Consider the following 1,334-nt stretch of genomic DNA (forward strand, 5'->3'; position numbering starts at 1 on the left):
GTTTTATATAAATGAACCATCTATCATCATCGGCAAAAACCAGAACACAATTGAGGAAATTAACACAGATTATGTCGAATCAAACGGTATTCACGTAGTTAGAAGATTGTCTGGCGGCGGTGCAGTTTATCATGATAAAGGCAATTTGAACTTCAGCTTCATAACAAAGGACGACGGTGACAGTTTTCATAACTTCCGTAAATTCACAGAGCCTGTTGTTAAGGCATTGCAAAGCATGGGTGTGAATGCAGAATTAAGCGGCCGTAATGATTTATTGGCAGAAGGCAGAAAGATTTCGGGTAATGCTCAATTCTCCACAAAAGGAAGAATGTTCAGCCATGGCACCCTTTTGTTTGATTCTGAAATGGACCATATTGTGTCTGCATTAAAGGTTAGAAAAGATAAAATTGAATCTAAAGGGATAAAATCTGTTAGAAGCAGGGTTGCCAATATTTCTGAATTCTTAAAGGTGCAAATTAGTATTGAAGAATTCAAGAGCCTAATCTTGAACTACTTGTTTGAGGGAGAAGAAAATATTCAGGAGTATGTTTTGACAGAGCAGGATTGGGAAAACATCCATGCCATTTCCAAAGAGCGTTATCAAAACTGGGATTGGAACTATGGTAAATCACCAAGATTTAATCTTCAGCATTCCCATCGTTTCCCTGTTGGACAAGTTGACGTTCGTTTTGATGTGGCAAAAGGTATTATCAAAAACTGTAAAATATACGGTGATTTCTTTGGGGTTGGTGATGTTGCCGACATCGAGACTAAACTGACTGGCTTGCGATATGACAGAAGTGAACTAGAAAAGGCGCTTGAGGAAACATCGATTAAGCATTATTTTGGTAATATAACGAAGGAAGATTTTATCCACTTAATATATTAAATGGCAAAAAAAGTACTGGGGCCGCTTCCCAGTACTTTTTTTAATGATGCTGCAAAAACTTCTTGTTCTAAATGCCGCCTCTTAGTCTTATTAATAGTAATAAGGTTGTACAAGGCAAGGAGGGGCATAATGGCAAGGAAACTAGGTTTTTATTCAGTATTATTATTCATCGTGTACGGCTTGTTTTTTTATTGGTACTTGTTTTATTTTGCGGACTCGAAGCTCCCCTTCGAATTTCAAGGAACGGCTGCAGATCCAGCTACTTTTTTGAACACCAGAGAGCTTGCTTTAAGTGATGAATATTCTAAACTAAAAAACTTTATGTTTTTTATATCGACTCCTTTGGAATGGTTAATCTATTTGTTTATCCTGCTGTTTGGTTTTTCAAAAGCATTTCGAAAATGGGGCGAGGATTCAGGTAAATATAAAATCATCCAAAAGGCGA

Annotated in this window: 2 protein-coding genes; both read left to right on the forward strand. The window is 37.1% G+C overall.

Translation table 11 applies throughout. The annotated features are described in order from the left end of the window. The coding region (locus AB0G52_RS41145) for a lipoate--protein ligase (RefSeq protein WP_361344418.1) at positions 1 to 889 on the forward strand (889 nt) is incomplete at its 5' end. Positions 890 to 1,060: 171 nt separating this feature from the next. Continuing rightward, positions 1,061 to 1,334 (forward strand): hypothetical protein (locus AB0G52_RS41150; RefSeq protein ID WP_361344421.1); only part of this gene is annotated, 274 nt, incomplete at its 3' end.

The sequence above is a fragment of the Streptomyces sp. NPDC021562 genome (assembly GCF_040640875.1).
Classification (GTDB): domain Bacteria; phylum Actinomycetota; class Actinomycetes; order Streptomycetales; family Streptomycetaceae; genus Streptomyces.